The sequence below is a fragment of the Ectopseudomonas khazarica genome (genome assembly GCF_004521985.1).
GTDB lineage: Bacteria > Pseudomonadota > Gammaproteobacteria > Pseudomonadales > Pseudomonadaceae > Aquipseudomonas > Aquipseudomonas khazarica.
In genome coordinates this window covers 190,129-208,985 of record NZ_SBHZ01000004.1, presented here as the reverse complement: position 1 = coordinate 208,985, position 18,857 = coordinate 190,129, and the positions used below count along the sequence as shown (strand labels likewise).

Annotated in this window: 13 protein-coding genes; 12 read left to right on the top strand and 1 reads right to left on the bottom strand. The window is 62.9% G+C overall.

The genetic code is table 11. The annotated features are described in order from the left end of the window. Positions 1-21: 21 nt before the first annotated feature. From EPK82_RS06580 to EPK82_RS06535, 10 genes are all read left to right on the top strand, one after another. Positions 22-1,086, top strand: a complete 1,065-nt coding sequence (locus EPK82_RS06580) for a pilus assembly protein PilM (protein WP_037049850.1) — start codon at positions 22-24, stop codon at positions 1,084-1,086. Continuing rightward, on the top strand, positions 1,086-1,658 hold the full coding sequence (pilN, locus tag EPK82_RS06575; protein ID WP_134676114.1) for a type 4a pilus biogenesis protein PilN: 573 nt from the start codon (positions 1,086-1,088) through the stop codon (positions 1,656-1,658). Before EPK82_RS06580 ends, pilN begins: the two co-directional genes overlap by 1 nt. Continuing rightward, positions 1,655-2,275: a type 4a pilus biogenesis protein PilO gene (pilO, locus tag EPK82_RS06570; RefSeq protein ID WP_134676113.1), complete on the top strand. Its 621-nt coding sequence runs from the start codon at positions 1,655-1,657 to the stop codon at positions 2,273-2,275. Before pilN ends, pilO begins: the two co-directional genes overlap by 4 nt. After that, positions 2,275-2,799: a type 4a pilus biogenesis lipoprotein PilP gene (gene pilP, locus EPK82_RS06565; RefSeq protein ID WP_134676112.1), complete on the top strand. Its 525-nt coding sequence runs from the start codon at positions 2,275-2,277 to the stop codon at positions 2,797-2,799. Before pilO ends, pilP begins: the two co-directional genes overlap by 1 nt. Before the next feature lie 55 nt (positions 2,800-2,854). Continuing rightward, positions 2,855-4,963, top strand: coding sequence for a type IV pilus secretin PilQ (gene pilQ, locus EPK82_RS06560; protein WP_134676111.1), 2,109 nt, complete (start codon positions 2,855-2,857; stop codon positions 4,961-4,963). Positions 4,964-4,968: 5 nt separating this feature from the next. Beyond that, entirely contained in the window at positions 4,969-5,487 is a 519-nt protein-coding gene (gene aroK, locus EPK82_RS06555; protein WP_134676110.1) for a shikimate kinase AroK, read from the top strand. A gap of 51 nt (positions 5,488-5,538) precedes the next feature. Continuing rightward, complete coding sequence (gene aroB, locus EPK82_RS06550) at positions 5,539-6,642, top strand: 3-dehydroquinate synthase (protein WP_134676109.1); 1,104 nt, start codon at positions 5,539-5,541, stop codon at positions 6,640-6,642. Positions 6,643-6,652: 10 nt separating this feature from the next. Further along, the gene (locus EPK82_RS06545; protein WP_134676108.1) at positions 6,653-8,251 is read left to right on the top strand and encodes an SPOR domain-containing protein; all 1,599 of its coding nucleotides are present in this window, start codon (positions 6,653-6,655) and stop codon (positions 8,249-8,251) included. A gap of 240 nt (positions 8,252-8,491) precedes the next feature. Further along, the gene (gene gltB / locus EPK82_RS06540; RefSeq protein ID WP_134676107.1) at positions 8,492-12,940 is read left to right on the top strand and encodes a glutamate synthase large subunit; all 4,449 of its coding nucleotides are present in this window, start codon (positions 8,492-8,494) and stop codon (positions 12,938-12,940) included. A 118-nt stretch (positions 12,941-13,058) separates the two neighbouring features. Further along, a complete protein-coding gene (locus tag EPK82_RS06535) occupies positions 13,059-14,477 on the top strand; it encodes an FAD-dependent oxidoreductase (RefSeq protein WP_037049831.1) in 1,419 nt (472 codons plus the stop codon). Here EPK82_RS06535 and EPK82_RS06530 read toward each other — a convergent pair. Next, entirely contained in the window at positions 14,462-16,384 is a 1,923-nt protein-coding gene (locus EPK82_RS06530; protein WP_134676106.1) for a sigma 54-interacting transcriptional regulator, read from the bottom strand. The two genes, EPK82_RS06535 and EPK82_RS06530, sit on opposite strands and share 16 nt — an antisense overlap. A 267-nt stretch (positions 16,385-16,651) precedes the next feature. Between EPK82_RS06530 and EPK82_RS06525 the strand changes: the two genes are divergently transcribed. Both EPK82_RS06525 and ntrB read left to right on the top strand, forming a co-directional pair. Continuing rightward, on the top strand, positions 16,652-18,019 hold the full coding sequence (locus EPK82_RS06525) for a CmpA/NrtA family ABC transporter substrate-binding protein (RefSeq protein WP_134676105.1): 1,368 nt from the start codon (positions 16,652-16,654) through the stop codon (positions 18,017-18,019). Then, the gene (ntrB, locus tag EPK82_RS06520) at positions 18,019-18,855 is read left to right on the top strand and encodes a nitrate ABC transporter permease (RefSeq protein WP_047591924.1); all 837 of its coding nucleotides are present in this window, start codon (positions 18,019-18,021) and stop codon (positions 18,853-18,855) included. The genes EPK82_RS06525 and ntrB overlap by 1 nt, the downstream gene beginning before the upstream one ends. Positions 18,856-18,857: the final 2 nt, after the last annotated feature.

The following is an 18,857-nucleotide window of genomic DNA, read 5'->3' as shown; positions in this document are numbered from 1 at the left end:
GATGCCAATAGGAAAACGGTCGTGCTAGGGCTCTTCACTAAGAAAGCGAATACGCTGCTGGGGATCGATATCAGCTCGACTTCGGTCAAGCTCCTCGAACTGAGTCGCTCGGGAAGCCGCTACAAGGTAGAGGCTTACGCAGTCGAGCCACTCCCGCCGAACGCAGTAGTTGAAAAGAACATCGCCGAGCTGGAGGGGGTCGGTCAGGCGCTCTCGCGCGTGTTGGCCAAGGCCAAGACCGGCGTCAAGACCGCGGCCGTCGCCGTCGCGGGATCGGCAGTCATCACCAAGACCATCGAGATGGAAGCGGGTCTTTCCGAGGACGAGCTGGAAAACCAGCTGAAGATCGAAGCCGATCAGTACATTCCTTATCCGCTCGAAGAAGTCGCGATCGATTTCGAAGTGCAGGGCCCTGCGCCGCGTAACCCGGAGCGGGTCGAAGTCCTGCTCGCGGCATGCCGCAAGGAGAACGTCGAGGTGCGCGAGGCGGCACTGGCGTTGGCTGGCGTGACCGCCAAGGTGGTCGATGTCGAAGCCTATGCGCTCGAGCGTGCCTACGGCCTGCTGGAAGCGCAGCTCGGTGGCGGTCATGACGAGCTGACGGTCGCCGTGGTCGACATCGGCGCGACCATGACCACGCTCAGCGTGTTGCACAACGGGCGCACCATCTATACCCGCGAGCAGCTCTTCGGTGGCAAGCAACTGACCGAGGAAATTCAGCGTCGCTATGGTCTGTCGGTGGAGGAAGCTGGTCTTGCCAAGAAGCAGGGCGGTCTTCCGGATGACTATGACAGCGAGGTCTTGCAGCCGTTCAAGGAAGCGGTGGTTCAGCAGGTCTCTCGTTCGCTGCAGTTCTTCTTCGCTGCCGGCCAGTTCAACGATGTGGACTACATCCTCCTGGCAGGTGGTACCGCGTCCATTCCGGATCTCGATCGGCTGATTCAGCAGAAGATCGGTACGCAGACGCTGGTAGCCAATCCCTTTGCCGACATGGCGCTCAGCAGCAAGGTCAACGCCGGTGCGCTGGCCAGTGATGCGCCGGCACTGATGATTGCCTGTGGCCTGGCGATGAGGAGTTTCGACTGATGGCGCGGATCAACCTACTTCCCTGGCGCGAGCAGTTGCGCGAGGAGCGCAAGCAGCGCTTTCTGGTCAGCCTCGCAGGCGTGTTTATTGTCGCGGCCGGCCTGGTGTTCCTTGGCGATCAGATGCTCAATGCCGCGATCGACAACCAGAACGCTCGCAATGACTTCATCCAGAAGGAAATTGCCGTCCTTGATGCGCGGATCAAGGAAATCAGTGAGCTCAAGACCCGTCGTCAGCAACTGCTGGAGCGGATGAAGATCATCCAGGACCTGCAGGGCAACCGGCCGATCATTGGTCGCGTATTCGATCAGTTGGTAAGGACGCTGCCGGACGGTGTGTATTTCACCAGTGTCAAGATGAGCGGCAAGAACATTGCAATCGTCGGTGCTGCCGAGTCGAACAACCGGGTTTCAAATCTCATGCGCAATCTGGATGGTTCCGAATGGTTGACGGCGCCTAACCTCACCGAGGTCAAGGCCGTTACGGCTGGCGCTCTGGATCAGGCGAACGTGTTCCAGCTGACGGTTCAGCAGACTCAGCCTGGTCAGGAAAAAGCGGAGGCCGCGCGATGAGTATCAAGAGTTCGCTGGAAGGCCTGCGCAGTATCGATCTCAATGATCTCGACATGAACAATGTCGGCTCCTGGCCGGCTGCGGTCAGGTTCATCGCCGGCTTGCTGCTGTTTATCATCGTGCTCGGGCTCGGCTACAACTTTCACCTGAAAGACCTGCAGGCCATGCTGGAGCAGCGTCAGGGCGAGGAAGTGACGCTCAAGGATCAGTTTTCCATCAAGGCCTTTCAGGCTGCGAATCTGGAGGCCTATAAGGAACAGATGGAGGAGATGGAGGTGTCCTTCGGTGCGCTGCTGCGGCAGCTGCCGAGCGATACCGAAGTTCCCGGGCTTCTCGAAGATATTACGCGCACGGGCTTGGGAAGCGGCCTGGAGTTCGAGGAGATCAAGTTGCTGCCTGAAGTGGCTCAGCAGTTCTATATCGAGTTGCCGATCCAGATCAAGGTAAGTGGCAGTTATCACGACCTGGCCACCTTCGTCAGTGGTGTAGCCAGCTTGCCTCGTATCGTGACTTTGCATGATTTCGAGCTGGCTCCGGCCAGTGCCGATAGTTCAACCCGTTTGAGCATGCAGATCATGGCGAAGACCTACCGCTACAACGACAAGGGGGCTCAATGATGAGTTTCTCTCGCGCTCTTCTGGTAGCAGGGTTGTTGGGCATTGCCGGCTGTGGCTCCAGTGGCGATTTCGATGATCTGCGCAGCTACATGGACGAAGTCCGTGCCAAGCCGAAAGGGGCCATCGAACCGCTACCCACCTTTCAGCCGTACGAGAGCTTCACCTATCGTGCAGCCTCGTTGCGTAGCCCGTTTCAACCGCCAGTCAAGATCGACGTTGTCGCTCGGCAGAAAGGCTCGGCCGAAATCAAGCCGGACGAGAGTCGCGTCAAGCAGTTCCTCGAAGGCTTCAATATCGAAACCTTTGAAATGGTCGGCACGTTGCGCAATGACCGTGAATTGTTTGCATTGGTTAACGGCGCCGGTGGTGTGCATCGTGTGAAAGTAGGTGATTACCTGGGGCGCAACCACGGCAAGATCATTCTGATCGACGAGTCCAAGGTCGATGTAATGGAAATTGTTCCGGATGGCGAGGGTGGCTGGCTTGAGCGACCGCGCAGCCTGACCTTGAAGGAGCGCTCCTGACGGGGCGAGGTGAGAAATGACTATAAATAATCTGTCTGCCAAACGGGATACGAAAATGAACGGCTCTCTTTCGCGTCTTAGTGTCGCCTTCATGGCAGCGCTGCTGTCGCCAGTAGTCCTGGCAGCCAACCTGCAAGGCCTGGATGTCGCCAGCCTGCCTGGTGACCGGGTCGAGTTGAAACTGTCTTTCGATGAGCCGGTGACGGCGCCGCGAGGCTATACCATCGAGCAGCCCGCTCGCATCGCCCTGGACCTTCCGGGTGTATCGAACAAGCTCGGTGCCAAGAACCGGGAACTGGGTGTCGGCAATGCGCGTAGCGTCACCATCGTCGAAGCCAAAGACCGCACGCGCCTGATCGTCAATCTGACGAGCCTGGCGCCCTATAGCACACGTGTCGAAGGCAACGACCTGTTTGTCCTTGTTGGTGACGCCGCTGCTGCCTCTCGTCAGGCTGCCGCGCCCGCTGCGGTAGCTCCCGCTCCTGCGAAGAAGACCTATGGTCCCCAGACGAAGGCGATCAGCAATATCGACTTCCAGCGGGGCGAGCAGGGCGAAGGCAACGTCGTCATTACCCTTTCCGACAAGTCCGTCGCACCTGATATCCAGGAGCAGGGTGGCAAGATCCGTCTCGACTTCGCCAAGACCGAGCTGCCTGAGTCCTTGCGTGTACGCCTGGACGTGAAGGACTTCGCCACGCCGGTCCAGTTCGTCAGTGCCAGCGGTAGTTCAGACAAGGCAAGCATCGTCATCGAGCCGGTAGGCTTTTACGATTACCTCGCCTATCAGACCGAGAACAAGCTGACCCTCAGCGTCAAGCCGCTGACCCAGGAAGATGTCGAGCGTCGCAATGCGGATCGTTTTGCCTACACGGGCGAGAAGCTGTCGCTGAATTTCCAGGACATCGATGTTCGTTCCGTGCTGCAGTTGATCGCTGACTTCACCGATCTGAACCTGGTGGCCAGTGACACCGTCGCGGGCAATATCACCCTGCGCCTGCAGAACGTGCCATGGGATCAGGCGCTGGACCTGGTGCTCAAGACCAAGGGCCTGGACAAGCGCAAGGTAGGCAACGTGTTGCTGGTCGCGCCGGCCGACGAAATCGCCGCCCGCGAGCGCCAGGAGCTCGAGTCGCAGAAACAGATCGCCGAGCTCGCTCCGCTGCGTCGTGAACTGATTCAGGTGAACTACGCCAAGGCGACCGATATGGCCAAGCTGTTCCAGTCGGTGACCAGTGCCGATGGCGCGGCCGATGATCGTGGGTCTATCACGGTGGACGATCGCACCAACAGCATCATTGCCTATCAAACCCAGGAGCGTCTGGACGAGCTGCGCCGCATTATTGCCCAGCTGGATATCCCGGTGCGTCAGGTGATGATCGAGGCGCGAATCGTGGAGGCCAATGTTGATTACAACAAGGCGCTGGGTGTGCGCTGGGGCGGCGCTTCCCGTCGTGGTAACTGGAGTGTGTACGGCAAGGATGGTGCTACGTCATTTGATGATGACGGGCGGGCGTTGTTGCCGGGCTCTGACACTGTCGGTAGCTTCACGCTGGAGGACGGTACGGCTCCTGTGCCGTTCGTCGACATGGGGGTTGCGAACAGTACAGCGGGCATCGGCATTGGCTTTCTGACGGACAATATCACGTTGGACCTGCAGCTTTCTGCCATGGAAGCGACCGGTAACGGTGAGGTCATCTCCCAGCCCAAGGTCGTGACTTCCGACAAGGAGACCGCGAAGATCCTCAAAGGGCAGGAAGTGCCTTACCAAGAGGCCAGTTCCAGTGGTGCGACCAGCACGTCCTTCAAGGAAGCGGCTCTGTCGCTGGAAGTGACGCCGCAGATCACGCCGGACAACCGCATCATCATGGAAGTCAAGGTGACCAAGGACGCCCCGAACTTCCAGGCCGCCCTCAACGGCGTTCCGCCGATCAACAAGAACGAGGTCAATGCCAAGGTGCTGGTCAACGATGGTGAAACCATCGTGATCGGTGGCGTATTCGAGAATACCCAGACCAAGGCGACCGAGAAGGTGCCTTTCCTCGGTGACCTGCCGTTCATCGGTCGCGTGTTCCGTCGCGACATCGTGCAGGACGAAAAGACCGAGTTGCTGGTTTTCATCACTCCGCGCATCATGAACAACAATTCTATTGCCGTGAATCGATGATCTAAGTGCGGAACGTAATCCTCGTAGGCCCGATGGGTGCTGGAAAGAGCACCATCGGGCGTCTGCTTGCAAAAGAACTGCGTGTGCCCTTCAAGGACTCCGACAAGGAGATCGAGCAGCGTACGGGGGCCGATATTCCCTGGATCTTCGATGTCGAGGGAGAGCAGGGTTTTCGCGAGCGGGAGCAGGCCGTCATCGCCGAGCTGTCGATGCAGGATGGCCTGGTGCTTGCCACTGGCGGCGGCGCGGTCATGCGCCCGGAGAACCGCCAGGCACTGCATGCCGGCGGGCGTGTGGTCTACCTGCATACCTCGGTCGATCAGCAGATCGATCGCACCTCGCGTGACCGCAATCGTCCCTTGTTACGCACGGCCAACCCTGCTCAGGTGCTGCGAGACCTGATGACACTGCGCGACCCGCTGTATCGGGAAGTGGCCGATATCATCATCGAGACGGACGAGCGTCCGCCGCGTATGGTGGTGCAGGAAATTCTCTCGCGTCTTGAAGCTCTTTCGCCCCGTTAAAGCGCGGGGCGAACTGCGCTATTCTTAAGGCCTTTTTATTCTGGGGGCCTCATGCAGACTCTTCACGTTGAACTCGGCGAGCGCAGTTATCCCATCTACATCGGTGACGGCCTGCTCGGCCGGCCTGAGCTGCTTGCCCGGCATATCGCCGGTCGGCAGGTGGCAGTGGTCACCAATGAAACGGTCGCGCCGCTCTATCTCGATGCCTTGATGCGTTCGCTGGACGGCTTCAAGGTCGCGTCGGTGGTGTTGCCCGATGGTGAGGCGTTCAAGAACTGGGAGACCCTGCAGCTGATTTTCGACGGGCTGCTGAGCGCGCGCCACGACCGACGCACCACCGTGGTGGCGCTGGGTGGCGGCGTGATCGGCGATATGGCCGGGTTTGCCGCTGCTTGCTATCAGCGCGGCGTGGATTTCATCCAGGTGCCGACCACCTTGCTGTCGCAGGTCGACTCCTCCGTCGGCGGCAAGACCGGGATCAATCACCCGCTGGGCAAGAACATGGTGGGCGCGTTCTATCAGCCCAGGGCGGTGCTGATCGATACGGCCAGCCTGAGCACCTTGCCGGCGCGCGAGCTGTCGGCCGGCCTGGCCGAGGTGATCAAGTACGGCTTGATCTGCGATGAGCCGTTCCTGGGCTGGCTGGAGGACAACATGGCGGCTCTGCGCGCGCTGGATGGGGCGGCGCTGACCTATGCCATCGAGCGCTCGTGTGCGGCCAAGGCGCGGGTGGTGGGTGCCGACGAGCGCGAGTCCGGCATTCGTGCGACCCTGAATCTGGGGCATACGTTCGGTCACGCCATCGAGACGGAGCAGGGCTACGGGGTCTGGCTGCATGGCGAGGCCGTTGCCGCTGGAACGGTCATGGCGCTGGAGATGTCCTATCGTCTCGGCTGGTTGTCCGCGGTGGATCGGGATCGGGGCGTGCGTCTGCTGCAGGCCGCCGGTTTGCCTGTCGTACCCCCTGAAGACATGGCGCCCGAGCAGTTTCTCGAGCACATGGCGGTGGACAAGAAGGTTCTCGATGGCCAGCTTCGCCTGGTATTGCTCAGGCGTCTGGGCGAGGCCGTGGTGACCGCCGATTACCCGCGTGAAATTCTCGATGCCACGCTGCGTAGCGATTATGCGGCGCTGGCTCAGTCGTCCAACTCTTGAAGAGTGATTCATGACCAGTTTGCATGCTGACGAAGCTTTCCTGACGCATTACCAGTTCAGTCACGACCCCTTCGCGCCACGAGTGCCCGGTTTCAAGTTCTTCCCGGCGCAGAGAAAGCCGGTGCTGGGGCAGCTGCATCATCTGGCGCGCTACAGCCAGTTGCTGCTGGCCGTTGTCGGGCCGGAAGGCAGCGGCAAGACACTGCTGCGTCAGGCGTTGGTTGCCAGTACCAACAAACAGGCCGTGCAGACGGTGGTCGTTGCGCAGGGCGTGACGGGCAGTGATGCACTGCTGCGTCAGGTGGCTCAGGGGTTGTCCGTCGCCCAGGCCGATGTGAGCGCGATCCTGGCTCAGGTCGGGCAGCTGGCGCTGACGGGGCAGGAGGTCTATCTGCTGGTCGATGACGCCGATCAGCTGGATGACGCTGCCCTGAACGCGGTTCTGGCCCTGGCGGCCGGCAATGGCGAGGGGCGTCCCCATCTGTTCCTGTTTGCCGAACAGGGTTTGCTGGCCCGGCTGGAGGCCCTCGCAGGTGGTGAGGAGTGCTATCACGCGATCGAGCTGCAACCCTACGCCGAGGACGAGACGCGTGAATACCTGGCGCAGCGCCTCGAGGGCGCCGGGCAGGGGATCGACCTGCTCAGCGACGATCAGGTCGAGGATATCCATGTGCGGGCGCAAGGCTGGCCGGGGGCGATCAATCAGGAGGCTCGCGAGCTGCTGGTCGAGCAGATGCTCGCGCAGCGTTCCGCCGAGCGTGGTGCAGGGGGTGGCTTTGCCTTGCCGAAGAAGCACCTGCTCGCCCTGGCGGTGGTTGTTCTCGGTGTCGCCGCTGCCTGGTTCATGCAGGGGCGTGACAGCGCTTCCTCGGCACCCGTTGCCAGCAATGCGTCATTGCCGCTGCAGCCGGCTTCGCCTGCTGTCGAGGCTGAGGCGCCAGCGCCGCTGGCGACGACGGAAGAGCACGCGCCGGCCATCGAGTTCGCCGGTGCAAGCCAGCCGCTGCCGTTGCCTCTGGTCGGCGAGTCGCAGGCTGTCATTCGTCAGCCACTGGCCGAGGCTGCGGGTGAGGAACTCGACGCTTTCGAGCCGCCTGCTGCCACTGTCCCCTCGACCGTAACGGCGCCAACCGCTGCAATCCCCGCTGCACCTGCACCTGCACCTGCACCTGCACCTGCACCTGCACCTGCACCTGCACCTGCACCTGCACCTGCGAAGCAGCCTGAGCCTGTCGCATCCAAGCCGGCTGCTCCTGCTCCTGCGCCGGCAGCCAAGCCTGCGCCTGCCAAACCAGAGCCTGCCAAGCCTGTGGCTGCGGCCAATGCTGCGGGTAGCTGGTATGCCCAGCAGCCTGCATCGCGCTATGCATTGCAGGTAGTGGGTTCGCGTTCGGAGTCGAATATCCAGGCGCTGGCGCGCGAGGGCGGGAGCGAGTACCGCTACTTCAAGAAAATCCACCAGGGCCAGCCTCTGTACGTGCTGACCTATGGTAGCTTCGCCACTCGTGACGCTGCCCAGGCTGCCGTGAAAACCCTGCCTGCCAAGCTGCAGGCGGGTAAACCCTGGCCGCGCACCCTGGGCAGCATCCAGCAGGAAATGAGCCGCTAAGCCCCCCCGCCTTCAAGGTGACCGCCTGGTCTTTAGCACGACCTCGCGGTCCCATCCTTCGTTTTTGCGACATTAATTTTCACCCCCTCGTCACGAAAATTTGTGACGCCATGGGTGGATATGTACAATGACCTCCCTTTTGCCTACGCAAAGCTGGCGCGTGCCTGCTTTTCGGGTTTAAGCAATTGAATTAGAAAGTAATTTGCCTGAGGTCTAGGCAGCCTGGTGAGAGTTTCCCCTATGAAAGCAGGTTTGTACCGTCCTGATGAGTTCAAGGATAACTGCGGCTTCGGTTTGATCGCCCACATGCAAGGTGAGGCTAGTCATCACCTGCTCAAGACCGCTATTGAGGCCCTCACCTGCATGACTCACCGCGGCGGTATCAACGCCGACGGCAAGACCGGTGATGGTTGTGGCCTGCTGATCCAGAAGCCTGATCAGTTCCTGCGTGCGATGGCCCAGGAGCATTTCGGCGTCGATCTGCCCGCGCAATACGCCGTCGGCATGGTGTTCCTCAATCAGGATGCGGCCAAGGCCGAGGCCGCGCGCGAGAACATGAACCGCGAAATCCTCGCGGCCGGCCTGCAACTGGTCGGCTGGCGCAAGGTGCCGGTCGATACCAGCGTACTCGGCCAGCTGGCGCTGGAGCGCCTGCCGCAGATCGAGCAGGTGTTCATCGGTGGCGAGGGTCTCAGCGACCAGGAATTCGCCATCAAGCTGTTCAGCGCGCGCCGTCGCTCCTCGGTGGCCAATGCCGACGACAGCGATCACTACATCTGCAGCTTCTCGCACAAGACCATCATCTACAAAGGCCTGATGATGCCGGCGGACCTGCAGCAGTTCTACCCGGACCTGGGTGACGAGCGCCTGCAGACTGCCATCGCGGTCTTCCACCAGCGCTTCTCCACCAACACCCTGCCGAAGTGGCCGCTGGCGCAGCCCTTCCGCTATCTCGCCCACAACGGCGAGATCAACACCATCACCGGCAACCGCAACTGGGCGCAGGCGCGTCGCACCAAGTTCGCCAACGAACTGATCCCCGACCTGGACGAGCTCGGCCCGCTGGTCAACCGCGTCGGCTCCGACTCCTCGAGCATGGACAACATGCTCGAGCTGATGGTCACCGGCGGCATCGACCTGTTCCGTGGCCTGCGCATGATCATTCCGCCGGCCTGGCAGAACGTCGAGACCATGGACGCCGACCTGCGTGCGTTCTACGAGTACAACTCCATGCACATGGAACCGTGGGACGGCCCCGCCGGCGTGGTCCTGACCGACGGTCGCCATGCCGTGTGCCTGCTCGACCGTAACGGTCTGCGCCCGGCGCGCTGGGTGACCACCAAGAACGGCTACATCACCCTGGCCTCGGAAATCGGTGTCTGGGACTACCAGCCCGAGGACGTCATCGCCAAGGGCCGTGTCGGTCCGGGGCAGATCCTCGCGGTCGACACCGAGACTGGCCAGGTGCTGGACACCGAGTCCATCGACAGCCGCCTGAAGTCGCGTCACCCCTACAAGCTGTGGCTGCGCAAGCATGCCCAGCGCATCAAGGCGACGCTGGAAGACCGCGACCATGGTTCGGCCTTCTACGACCCGGATCAGCTCAAGCAGTACATGAAGATGTTCCAGGTCACCTTCGAGGAGCGTGACCAGGTGCTGCGTCCGCTCGGCGAGCAGGGCCAGGAGGCGGTCGGCTCCATGGGCGACGACACCCCGATGGCGGTGCTCAGCCAGCGCGTGCGTTCGCCTTACGACTACTTCCGTCAGCAGTTCGCCCAGGTCACCAACCCGCCGATCGACCCGCTGCGTGAAGCGATCGTTATGTCCCTGGAGATCTGCCTGGGCGCCGAGCGCAACATCTTCAGCGAGTCGCCCGAGCACGCCACCCGCGTGATCCTCAGCAGCCCGGTGATCTCGCCGGCCAAGTGGCGCGCGCTGATGAATCTGGATCGCCCTGGCTTCGATCGTCATGTCATCGACATGAACTACGACGAGGCGCTGGGACTGGAAGCGGCCGTGCGCAACATGGCCGACCAGGCCGAGGAAGCCGTGCGCGCCGGCAAGGTGCTGCTGGTACTGACGGACCGTCACATTGCCCCGGGCAAGCTGCCGGCGCATGCGGCGCTGGTCACCGGTGCCGTGCACCATCGCCTGACTGAGAAAGGTCTGCGTTGCGACTGCAACATCCTGGTGGAAACCGCCACGGCACGTGATCCGCACCACTACGCGGTGTTGCTGGGCTTCGGTGCGTCGGCGGTGTATCCGTTCCTCGCCTACGAAGTGCTGGGTGACCTGATCCGAACCGGCGAAGTGCTGGGCGACCTGTACGAAGTGTTCAAGCACTACCGCAAGGGCATCTCCAAGGGCCTGCTGAAGATCCTGTCGAAGATGGGTATCTCCACCGTGGCCTCCTACCGTGGCGCGCAGCTGTTCGAAGCGGTCGGCCTGGCCGATGAAGTCACCGGGCTGTGCTTCCGTGGCGTCGCCAGCCGCATCCAGGGCGCGCGTTTCGTCGACATCGAAAGCGAGCAGAAGCTGCTCTCCTTCGAAGCCTGGAACAACCGCAAGGCGATCCAGCAGGGCGGTCTGCTCAAGTTCGTCTACGGTGGCGAATACCACGCCTACAACCCGGACGTCGTGCGTACGCTGCAGGACGCCGTGCAGCAGGGCAACTACGAGAAGTACAAGGAATACTCGGCGCTGGTCGATACCCGTCCGGCCTCGATGATCCGCGACCTGCTCAAGGTCAAGGAATCCGCCACACCGATTGCCCTCGATGCGGTCGAGCCGCTGGAGTCGATCTTCAAGCGCTTCGATGCCGCCGGTATCTCCCTGGGCGCCCTGTCGCCCGAGGCGCACGAGGCACTGGCCGAAGCGATGAACCGCCTGGGTGGCCGCTCCAACTCCGGTGAGGGTGGTGAGGACCCGGCGCGCTACGGCACCGTCAAGAGTTCGAAGATCAAGCAGGTGGCCACCGGCCGCTTTGGCGTGACCCCGGAATACCTGGTCAACGCCGAAGTGCTGCAGATCAAGGTGGCCCAGGGCGCCAAGCCCGGTGAGGGTGGCCAGCTGCCGGGTGGCAAGGTCAACGGCCTGATCGCCAAGCTGCGCTATGCCGTGCCGGGCGTGACCCTGATCTCGCCGCCGCCGCACCACGACATCTACTCGATCGAAGACTTGGCGCAGCTGATCTATGACCTCAAGCAGGTCAACCCGCAGGCGCTGGTCTCGGTCAAGCTGGTGGCCGAGGCCGGGGTAGGCACCATCGCCGCCGGCGTGGCCAAGGCCTACGCCGACCTGATCACCATTTCCGGCTACGACGGCGGCACCGGTGCCTCGCCGCTGACCTCCATCCGTTATGCCGGCGCGCCGTGGGAACTGGGCCTGGCCGAGACCCACCAGACCCTGCGCGGCAACGACCTGCGCGGCAAGGTGCGGGTACAGACCGATGGTGGTCTGAAGACCGGCCTGGACGTGATCAAGGCCGCCATCCTCGGTGCCGAGAGCTTCGGCTTCGGCACCGCGCCGATGGTCGCCCTGGGCTGCAAGTACCTGCGCATCTGCCACCTGAACAACTGCGCCACCGGCGTGGCCACGCAGAACGACAAGCTGCGCAAGGACCACTTCATAGGTACCGTCGAGATGGTGATGAATTTCTTCACCTACGTCGCCGAGGAAACCCGCGAGTGGCTGGCCAAGCTCGGCGTCAGCCGCCTCGAGGACCTGATCGGGCGTACTGATCTGCTCGAGGTGCTGCCGGGTGAGACTGCCAAGCAGGGCAACCTGGATCTGTCGCCGCTGCTCGCCAGTGCGCATATCCCGGCCGACAAGCCGCAGTACTGCCAGGTGCCGAAGAACCCGCCGTTCGACGAAGGTCTGCTGGCCGAGAAGATGGTCGAACTGGCCAAGGACGCCATCGCCGGCAAGACGGGCGGCGAGTACGAGCTGAAGATCGGCAACTGCGACCGTTCCATCGGTGCCCGTGTGTCCGGCGAGATCGCCCGTGCCCACGGCAACCAGGGCATGAACGGCGCACCGATCACCTTCCGCTTCAAGGGCACTGCCGGTCAGAGCTTCGGCGTATGGAACGCCGGCGGCCTGAACCTGTGCCTGGAAGGCGACGCCAACGACTACGTGGGCAAGGGCATGACGGGCGGCAAGATCGTCATCACCCCGCCTGCTGGCAGCCCGTTCGCCACCGAAGACAGCGCCATCATTGGCAACACCTGCCTGTACGGTGCCACCGGCGGCAAACTGTTCGCCACCGGCACCGCCGGCGAGCGTTTCGCTGTGCGTAACTCCGGCGCTCACGCCGTGGTGGAAGGCACCGGCGACCATTGCTGCGAGTACATGACCGGCGGCTTCGTCTGCGTGCTGGGCAAGACCGGCTACAACTTCGGTTCGGGCATGACCGGCGGCTTCGCCTACGTGCTCGACCTGGACAACGGCTTCTACGATCGCGTCAACCATGAGCTGGTGGAAATCCAGCGCATCAACAACGAGGCGATGGAGGCTTATCGCAGCCACCTGGAAAGCGTATTGGCCGAGTACGTCGCGGAAACCGGCAGTGAGTGGGGCCATAACCTGCTGGAGAACCTGGACGACTACCTGCGCAAGTTCTGGTTGGTCAAGCCGAAAGCGGCCAGCCTGAAGTCGCTGCTGTCCAGCACCCGTGCCAACCCGCAATAAAGCCGCAAGCGGCAAGCCCCACGCTGCAAGTCAGAAGCAGCTCCGGGCTTGCCGATCCAACGTGATCGTCTTGCAGCTTGCAGCTTGAAGCTTGCCGCTGCTGTTATGAGGTAATGCAATGACTGAACGTCTGAACAACGACTTCCAGTTCATCGAAGTCGGGCGCAAAGACCCGAAGAAGAAACTGCTGCGTCAGCGCAAGAAGGAATTCGTCGAGATCTACGACAACTTCAAGCCGGCGCAGGCCTCCGACCAGGCGCATCGCTGTCTGGGCTGCGGCAACCCGTATTGCGAGTGGAAATGCCCGGTGCACAACTTCATTCCGAACTGGCTCAAGCTGGTTTCGGAGGGCAACATCCTCGCGGCGGCCGAACTGAGCCACCAGACCAATACCCTGCCGGAAGTCTGCGGTCGGGTGTGCCCGCAGGACCGTCTGTGCGAGGGCGCCTGTACCCTCAACGACGGTTTCGGTGCGGTGACCATCGGTTCGGTGGAGAAGTACATCACCGACACCGCCTTCGCCATGGGCTGGCGTCCGGACATGTCCAAGGTCAAGCCGACCGGCAAGCGCGTCGCCGTGATCGGTGCCGGCCCGGCCGGTCTGGGCTGTGCCGACGTGCTGGTGCGTAACGGCGTGACCCCGGTGGTGTTCGACAAGAACCCGGAGATCGGTGGCCTGCTGACCTTCGGCATTCCCGAGTTCAAGCTGGAGAAGACCGTACTCAGCCGCCGCCGCGAAGTCTTCAGCGGCATGGGCATCGAGTTCCGCCTGAACACCGAAATCGGCAAGGACGTGACCATGCAGCAGCTGCTGGATGAGTACGATGCCGTGTTCATGGGCATGGGCACCTACACCTACATGAAGGGCGGTTTCCCGGGCGAGGACCTGCCGGGCGTCTACGACGCACTGGATTTCCTCATCGCCAACGTCAACCGCAACCTGGGCTTCGAGAAATCGCCGGAAGACTTCATCGACATGAAGGGCAAGCGCGTCGTGGTGCTCGGCGGTGGCGACACCGCGATGGACTGCAACCGCACCTCGATCCGTCAGGGCGCCAAGGCGGTGACCTGCGCCTATCGGCGTGACGAAGAGAACATGCCGGGCTCGCGCAAGGAAGTGAAGAACGCCAAGGAAGAGGGCGTGAAGTTCCTCTTCAACCGCCAGCCCATCGCCATCGTCGGTGAAGGCAAGGTGGAAGGCATCAAGGTGGTCGAGACCCGTCTCGGCGAGCCGGATGCCCGTGGCCGCCGCAGCCCCGAGCCGATTCCGGGTTCCGAGGAAGTCATCCCGGCAGAGGCCGTGCTGATCGCCTTCGGTTTCCGCCCGAGCCCGGCCCCCTGGTTCGAGCAGTTCGAGATCCAGACCGACAGCCAGGGCCGCGTCGTGGCGCCCGAGCAGGGTCAGTTCAAGCACCAGACCAGCAACCCGAAGATCTTCGCCGGTGGCGACATGGTGCGCGGTTCCGACCTGGTGGTGACCGCGATCTTCGAAGGCCGCAACGCCGCTGAAGGTATCCTCGACTACCTCGGCGTCTGATTCGCCCGAGACCTGCGCGGCTGCGGTCGGTAGTCGCGCGGGTCGATGGCGAAACTCTCCAGGCGTGAGCGCAGGGTGGTGGGCTTGAGCTCCAGCAACCGCGCCGCCCCGTCCTTACCCGATATCCTGCCCGCGCAGGCACTGAGCGCGGCGATCAGGTTGTCGCGCATCTGTCTGCGCTGTTCGCCTTGAGTGAGGATGCGTGCTTCCTGCTCCCTCGCTATTGGCGTCAGCGGCTCCGCCGGTGCGTCGCTGGGCAGGTCCAGTCGCAGGCGTGTGCCGGGTGAGATGATCACCGCGCGTTCGATCAGGTTTTCCAGTTCGCGGATGTTACCGGGCCAGGAGTAGGCCTGCAGGCGCTGGATATCGGCCAGGCGCAGGCTCGGTTCGGGTCGGTTCAACTGGCGGCAGACGCGGCCGAGGAAGTGCTGGGCGAGCAACGCGATGTCGTCCGTTCGCTGGCGCAGCGGTGCCGACTCGATGGGGAAGACGTTGAGGCGGAAATACAGGTCTTCACGAAAGCGTCCTGCGCGCACCTCCTGGCGCAGGTCGCGGTTGGTGGCGGCGATCACCCGTACGTCCACCTGGCGCGTGCGGGTATCGCCGACCCGTTCCAGCTGCTGCTCCTGCAGCACGCGCAGCAGTTTGCTCTGCAGTTCCAGCGGAATCTCGCCGACCTCGTCGAGAAACAGCGTGCCGCCATCGGCCAGTTCGAAGCGGCCGACCCGGTCGTTCAGCGCGCCGGTGAACGCGCCACGGATATGGCCGAAGAACTCGCTCTCGAACAGCTCGCGCGGTACCGCGGCGCAATTGACCCGGATCAGCGGCCGGCGGCTGCGCCCGCTGTTGTCGTGAATGGCGCGGGCGATCAGCTCCTTGCCGGTACCCGACTCGCCGCTGATCAGCACGTTGGCGCCGGTCGGGGCGACCAGTTCGATCTGGTGGATGACCTGCTGCATGGCCGCGCTGCGCCCCACCAGGTCGTGTTGCGCATACTCGCCGCGAATCTCCTCCTGCAGGTAGGCGTTCTCCAGTTCCAGGCGCTGCTTGAGCTGCTGCACCTCGCTCAGTGCCTGGCGCAGGCGGCGCTCGGTTTCCAGGCGCTCGCTGATGTCGCGAAACACCACCACGGCGCCGACCAGCTCACCGTCGTCACGCAGCGGCGTGCTGGTGTACTCCACCGGGATGGGCTTGCCATCCTTGTTCCAGAACACCTCGTCCGCCACCTGGTGCACCTCGCCATCGTTGAACGCGGCATAGATGGGGCAGGTATGGCCATCGTAGGCGCTGCCATCGGGGTGGTGGTGATGGATCAGCTGATGGATGCTGTGCCCGATCAGGTCCTCGGCGCGCCAGCCGAGAATGCGTTCGGCCGCCGGGTTGACGAAGGTGGTCTCGCCGTTGCGATTGACGCCGTAGATGCCTTCGCCGGCGGCACCGAGGATCAGCTGGTTCTGTCGCTCGAACTGGCGAAAGATGCGTTCCACCCCCTGCCATTCCAGCAGGCCGCGGCGCTGATAACGCTCGGCCTCGGCCAGCCCGCGCAGTGCGTCGAGGCGACGGCGCTCCTGAATCAGCAGGCCGAGCAGCGCAACGCCATCGTGCTGCAGGTGGCTGCCGCTGATTTCCACTTCCCGGCGCTCACCGTCCTGACTCAGCAGGCCAAGGCTGTCGCGCCAGGCATGGCCGCGTGCCTGGACCTCCTCGGTGAAGGTCACCAGGGCGCCCAGATCGTGCGCCCAGAGACGGCTGGCGCGTTGTGCCAGCAAGGCGTGCATGGGCCAGCCGAGCAGCTCGCAGCAGGCCGGGTTGGCCTGCAGGATACGGTCGGCGGCCGGGTCGATGAGCAGGCTGGCGCTGTGCATGTGCTGCACCAGCAGGTGGCTGGCGGTCGTCGAGTCAGGCATGGCGTTGTCCGAGGCGGTTGTCTGCTCAAGGTGCAATCAAGCAGCGTGCCATTTGACGACTTGTCGTTTCTGCTGCTGACGATATCTCGTTGATTACGATATTCCGTTGTTCTCGTTATTAGATAAAACGTTTATTTATCAGTAGGTTGCGCTGTTTTATGAAGTGGTACAGCTCCTGCAGTGCCTGAGTCGAACCGGCCGAGAGCGGTCATTCCACTCAGCGTCAGCCTCACCAGTTTGGGGCACGCGACAGCAGGAGTAGTCACGATGAGCGTCAACAGCCTGGACGATCCGTTCAGCCCCGATAGTGAGCTGGCCCATGCTGCCGGCTGCGAGTGTCAGCGTTGCGCCCCGAGCGCGGCGGCCTTGCCGGAGAGCAGCGAGCAGATGCTCGACCGCGCCGTGGAAAGTGCCATCGTCCGTGGCGTGTTCGGCCACAACGAATTTTCCCGGCGCAGTTTCATGGGCATGATCGGCGGCGGTGTGGCGGCGGCGATCCTCGGCAGCATGATTCCCCTCGATGCCGTCAAGGCGGCGGTCAAGGACAGCCTCGGGCCCCTGGAGAAGAAGACGCTGAAGATCGGCTTCGTGCCCATCACTTGCGCCACGCCGATCATCATGGCCGACCCCATGGGCTTCTATGCCAAGTACGGGCTGGAGGTGGAAACGGTCAAGACCGCTGGTTGGGCGGTGGCGCGCGACAAGTCGCTGGCCGGAGAATACGACGCCTCGCACATGCTCTCGCCTATGCCCCTGGCCATCAGCCTGGGCCTGGGCTCGACGCAGACGCCGTTCGTCATGCCGGCGCTGGAGAACGTCAACGGCCAGGCCATCGTGCTGGGTATGCAGCACCAGGACAAGCGTGATCCGAAGCTGTGGAAGGGTATGCGTTTCGGCGTGCCGTTCGAGTATTCGATGCACAACTTCCTGCTGCGCTATTACGTCGCCGAGCATGGCCTGGACCCGGATCGCGATATCCAGATTCGCGTCGTGCCGCCACCGGAGATGGTTGCCAACCTTCGCGCCGGCAATCTCGATGGCTTTCTCTCGCCGGACCCGTTCAACCAGCGCGCGGTGTGGGAGAAGGTCGGCTTCATCCACCTGCTGACCAAGGACCTGTGGCCGGGCCACCCGTGCTGCGCCTTCGCCTGCAGCCAGCAGTTCGCCAGCGACAACCCCAACACCTACGGCGCCCTGCTGCATGCGCTGGTCGATGCCACGCAGTATTCGTCCAGGGCGGAGAACCGCAAGGCAGTGGCCGAGGCGATCTCCACCAAGAACTACCTCAACCAGCCGGTGGCGGTGGTGCAGCAGGTGCTCAGCGGGCGCTTTGCCGATGGTCTGGGCAAGATTCACGACGAGCCCGAGCGGATCGACTTCGACCCGTTCCCCTGGCAGTCGATGGCGGTGTGGATCCTCACTCAGATGAAGCGCTGGGGCTACCTGGAAGGCGACGTGGACTACCGCACCATCGCCGAGCGGGTGTTCCTCGCCGCCGACGCCGGCAAGGTCATGCAAGACCTCGGCCTGCCGGTGCCGGGCGACGCCTACAAGTCCTTCAGCGTGATGGGCAAGCCGTTCGATCCGGCCGACCCGGAGGGCTACCTGTCCAGCTTCGCCCTGCGGAGGTCATGATGAAGGCTTCATTGCCACTGCGCTCGGCGATCATCTCGGTCCTGCTGCTGGTGCTGCTGCTGGGCATCTGGGAGGCGTTGTGCCGGGTGCCGCCCAGCGCCGAGGTGGCGGCCGACGACGAGTACGCGCTGCTCATGGGCGAGGCCGAGCAGCGCGCCAGCGTGCCGCCGCCTTCGGTGGTGCTGGCGCATGCCTACGCCGAGCTGAGCCAGCCTTTCTACGACAACGGGCCGAACGACAAGGGCATAGGTATCCAGCTGGGGCACTCGCTCTATCGGGTGCTGAGCGGCTATCTGCTGGCGGCGCTGGTGGCGATTCCGCTCGGTTTCGTCATCGGCATGTCGCCACTGATGTACCGCGCGCTCAACCCCTTCATCCAGGTCCTGCGACCGATCTCGCCGCTGGCCTGGATGCCGCTGGCGCTGTTCGTGATCAAGGATTCGCAGACCTCGGCGATCTTCGTGATCTTCATCTGCTCGGTATGGCCGATGCTGCTCAACACCGCGTTCGGCGTCGCTGGCGTGCGCCGCGACTGGATCAACGTCGCCCGTACCCATGAGCTCGGCCCGTTGCGCACGGCGTTCAGCGTCATCCTGCCCGCCGCGATGCCGACCATCCTCACCGGCATGCGTATCTCCGTGGGTATCGCCTGGCTGGTGATCGTCGCCGCCGAAATGCTCGTCGGCGGCACCGGCATCGGCTACTACGTGTGGAACGAGTGGAACAACCTGGACCTGTCCAGCGTGATTTTCTCGATCCTGATGATCGGCGTGGTGGGCATGCTGCTCGATCTTCTGCTGGGCAGCGTCGCCCGTCTCGTCAGTTATCAGGAGTGATG

Excerpts from the sequence above, each read along its gene's own strand:
- pilN (WP_134676114.1), top strand. The coding sequence starts at position 1,086 with ATGGCGCGGATCAACCTACTTCCCTGGCGCGAGCAGTTGCGCGAGGAG.
- pilO (WP_134676113.1), top strand. The coding sequence starts at position 1,655 with ATGAGTATCAAGAGTTCGCTGGAAGGCCTGCGCAGTATCGATCTCAAT.
- pilP (WP_134676112.1), top strand. The coding sequence starts at position 2,275 with ATGAGTTTCTCTCGCGCTCTTCTGGTAGCAGGGTTGTTGGGCATTGCC.
- pilQ (WP_134676111.1), top strand. The coding sequence starts at position 2,855 with ATGAACGGCTCTCTTTCGCGTCTTAGTGTCGCCTTCATGGCAGCGCTG.
- aroB (WP_134676109.1), top strand. The coding sequence starts at position 5,539 with ATGCAGACTCTTCACGTTGAACTCGGCGAGCGCAGTTATCCCATCTAC.
- EPK82_RS06545 (WP_134676108.1), top strand. The coding sequence starts at position 6,653 with ATGACCAGTTTGCATGCTGACGAAGCTTTCCTGACGCATTACCAGTTC.
- gltB (WP_134676107.1), top strand. The coding sequence starts at position 8,492 with ATGAAAGCAGGTTTGTACCGTCCTGATGAGTTCAAGGATAACTGCGGC.
- EPK82_RS06535 (WP_037049831.1), top strand. The coding sequence starts at position 13,059 with ATGACTGAACGTCTGAACAACGACTTCCAGTTCATCGAAGTCGGGCGC.
- EPK82_RS06530 (WP_134676106.1), bottom strand. The coding sequence starts at position 16,384 with ATGCCTGACTCGACGACCGCCAGCCACCTGCTGGTGCAGCACATGCAC.
- EPK82_RS06525 (WP_134676105.1), top strand. The coding sequence starts at position 16,652 with ATGAGCGTCAACAGCCTGGACGATCCGTTCAGCCCCGATAGTGAGCTG.
- ntrB (WP_047591924.1), top strand. The coding sequence starts at position 18,019 with ATGAAGGCTTCATTGCCACTGCGCTCGGCGATCATCTCGGTCCTGCTG.